Source organism: Bradyrhizobium sp. (assembly GCF_049798375.1).
In the GTDB taxonomy this organism is placed as follows: Bacteria; Pseudomonadota; Alphaproteobacteria; order Rhizobiales; family Xanthobacteraceae; genus Bradyrhizobium.
Map to the genome: position 1 here is coordinate 1 of NZ_JBARGP010000378.1, position 2,602 is coordinate 2,602.

Consider the following 2,602-nt stretch of genomic DNA (forward strand, 5'->3'; position numbering starts at 1 on the left):
GACGACCATCAACAAAGTAGGCGCGACGGATCTTACCAATCGTCTCCACCACCAGCATCCCAACCTCGGCTTCCATGACTCGATGGAAGCCACTGTGGACCCTTATCCCGGGGTCCCGATTGGATGCGCTTGCGGGGCAGCGCGGCTGCGGAGCCGGAAGTGAGCAGAGCCACGCCGTAGCAATCGGCGATGTTCTGGAGCTTTGCGCACTCCTCGATCACCTCGACTGGATCGCGAAGTTCTCGTCGCTGTAATTGTAGCGCGGGCTGCCTCAGATGAAGCCGGGCGTCGACCGAGGAGCCGATGACGACGGAGGTGCCCTTCTTCCGGACAGCGGCAGACAGATCGTTCACCGCACCGGCATGATCAATCAAGGAATATTCATAGAGGCGCCGGCTGCGATCGGGAGGAGCGGTAACCGCAAGGCTCATAGTCATCATGCACGCGAAAATAGCTCGCATCCCGGTCGCAGAAATCGTCCATACGTCGCAACGAAAAGCTATCGACCAGCAGAACGGCGTAGCCCCACGATATCAGCATGTCTGGCCAGAAATTTCGATCAAGGCGAGAATTGAACAAGCACTGGCTCTCTGCCGCCTGGATGATCACTCGAGCTCGAACGAGGCCGAGGACAAAATGTCCTCACGGAGGAGCCCGGGTGCGAGGGGGTCCTGCGACAGCGCATTCAGGTCCAACGTCTCGCCGCGGAGGCGCGAGAGTGTTGCAAGAGCGCGATCCCGATCGCCCTCCAGCAGTTCGACGAGATGGGAGGCTGCCGCATTCGGCTTTCGCTGCCGGATCGCCTTCAATGTCGAGGCCATCAGACCGGCTGCCAACCGTCTCAGCTCCCGCGTCTGATAATCCAGCGGTGTTTTCCAGATGGTGGTCCATACCGTCTGGTTGGCAAGATCGGTGAGTAGTTCCACGAGAAGCTCGTTCCCGGAGCCACGGGCGATCGTCTTGACGGCGCGTGTTGTTGTCAGTGCGAACGTGAAGGGTTCGTCGACCTCGATAAGCACCGTCAACTCTTCGCTTCGCCGCGCAAGTGTCTCGACATAGCTTTCGACCGGTGATGTCGCCATGGTGCGGACGGCGAGCGTCGACAGTGCGGTCCTGACATTGAACAGGTCTGCGACCGATTTCAGCGACAGCGGCTTGACATAAGCGCCGCGCCTTGGCCGGACCTCGACGAGCCGGCGTCGCTCGAGAAGGCGGATTGCCTCGCGAATGGGACCGCGGCTCACGCCAAAGTCCCGGGCGAGATCGAGCTCGACCAGGCGTTCTCCAGCCTTGCGTCGGCCGGCGACGATCTCGGCACCCAGTTCCTCCGCGACCTGATCGGGCAGTGTGCGGGGCGCAAACCTCCGCTCGCCTGCAATCGCCGGGCCGCCCGCTGGCTTGCGAATATCCGCCGCCATGAGTTCTCCACCAATCTTTTCGATCCGCGGAATATGACGCGGCGGGACAACAATATTCGAGATGGTGCTGCAGTCAATTGTTGACAATCGACAGTTGGCGATCTTTGATGAATCAGCGTCGCGCAACGGACACCGGCAACAAAGCCGGATGCGCGGAGCGGCACGCCAAAAAAAATGGGCGTGCAAGGGAGGTGAACATGTCGAGGACGCTTACGCGCGACGTCCGCCCTGCAGTCGACAAACGGCTCCTCGCTGGCCGCTTGCCATGGCAAGAGCGCCATTTGGCGAGCCAGCGTGCGCATCGCGGTTTGCGCACGAGCTGAGCCGTGCGATGAACGTTGGTTTAAAAGCGGTCGGCTCGCGCGTCACTGAGCAGGTCATGCCGACACAGCAAACGCGCGGGCCGTTGCTCGAGGTGCATAACCTTTCCCTGTCATTCGTTTCCGCGCGGAGCACGCTGCAGATCACCCGCAATGTCAGCTTTTCGATTAGGCCTGGCGAACGCGTAGGTCTGGTCGGCGAAAGCGGCTGCGGCAAGACGGTCACCGGCCTGTCGTTGCTCCGCCTGCTGCCGCCGCATTCGACACGCGTCGAAGGTGAGATCCGCTTCGGCGGCATCGATCTGCTTGCATTGTCAGCGCGGCAAATGCGCAGCGTGCGTGGTCGCGACATTGCAATGATCTTCCAGGAGCCGATGAGCGCGCTCGATCCGGTCTTCACCGTGGGCGAGCAGATCAGCGAGGCCTATCGTGTCCATTTTCCGGCCAGCCGCACCGAGGGGCGCGAACGGGCGATCGAGGCCTTGCGGGATGTCGGCATCCCGGCGCCTGACCGCCGCTATGACGAGTATCCGCATCAGCTCTCCGGCGGAATGCGCCAGCGCGTGATGATCGCGATGGCTTTGATCTGCGAGCCGAAACTGCTGATCGCCGATGAGCCAACCACCGCACTCGATGTCACGGTGCAGGCCCAGATCACTGATCTTCTGCAATCCTTGAGTGAACGCACCGGCACGGCGCTGATCTTCATTACGCATGATCTCGGAGTTGTCGCAGAGACCTGCACGCGCATGATCACCATGTATGCGGGCGAGGTCGTCGAGGATGCGCCCGTGGACGATGTGCTGATGCGGCCGCGCCATCCCTACACCTCCGGCCTGCTGCGCTCGCTGCCGCGCCTCAGTC

The 2,602-nt window shown here is 61.7% G+C and carries 3 protein-coding genes; 1 reads left to right on the forward strand and 2 read right to left on the reverse strand.

All coding sequences use genetic code 11. The annotated features are described in order from the left end of the window. Nucleotides 1–32: 32 nt before the first annotated feature. Together WA702_RS16215 and WA702_RS16220 are read right to left on the reverse strand one after the other, a co-directional pair. The gene (locus WA702_RS16215) at nucleotides 33–431 is read right to left on the reverse strand and encodes a hypothetical protein (RefSeq protein ID WP_425111551.1); all 399 of its coding nucleotides are present in this window, start codon (nucleotides 429–431) and stop codon (nucleotides 33–35) included. 174 nt (nucleotides 432–605) lie between these two features. Further along, nucleotides 606–1,418, reverse strand: a complete 813-nt coding sequence (locus WA702_RS16220) for a GntR family transcriptional regulator (RefSeq protein WP_425111552.1) — start codon at nucleotides 1,416–1,418, stop codon at nucleotides 606–608. A 379-nt stretch (nucleotides 1,419–1,797) separates the two neighbouring features. Between WA702_RS16220 and WA702_RS16225 the strand changes: the two genes are divergently transcribed. Beyond that, on the forward strand, nucleotides 1,798–2,602 hold an 805-nt coding region (locus tag WA702_RS16225), incomplete at its 3' end, for an ABC transporter ATP-binding protein (protein ID WP_425111553.1).